This window comes from Vibrio sp. 10N.222.55.C6 (genome assembly GCF_041473395.1).
Classification (GTDB): Bacteria; Pseudomonadota; Gammaproteobacteria; order Enterobacterales; family Vibrionaceae; genus Vibrio; species Vibrio crassostreae_C.
Map to the genome: position 1 here is coordinate 1 of NZ_JBFRSD010001043.1, position 446 is coordinate 446.

1 pseudogene is annotated in these 446 nt (G+C 44.2%); it reads left to right on the forward strand.

From position 1 onward, the window contains the following. A pseudogene (locus tag AB4486_RS27465) lies at positions 1 to 446 on the forward strand (PTS lactose transporter subunit IIB); the annotation flags it as partial.

Consider the following 446-nt stretch of genomic DNA (forward strand, 5'->3'; position numbering starts at 1 on the left):
GTATTAGCCGTTGATGTGCCAATTATGGACATGGAACGATTTGATAACGCGAACCCGCTACAAGTTCGTACCCAAGAGCTGATTAAACGTGTTGACGATTTACTGCCGACAGTTTTCCTGCGTGGTAAAGAAAAGTCTGACGCTAACGTCGAAGTGCATGACGAAAAACGTTCCGCTTACCAGGTGGCCATTGGTCATATTATGACAGGTATAAGCTACATGTTGCCTGTGGTTGTACTTGGTGGGTTATTGATGGCTGTGGCGAAAATCACTGGCGAGTTCATTGATATTTCGGGAACACCAATTCAAACGCTCGATAAGCTTGGTTTCATGACAATTAAGTTTATGTATCCAATCTTTGCCGGATACCTTGCTTATTCGATTGCGGGTAAACCTGCACTTATTCCAGCCTTTATTGGCGGTTTGATGACCGATGAGCCTTACAA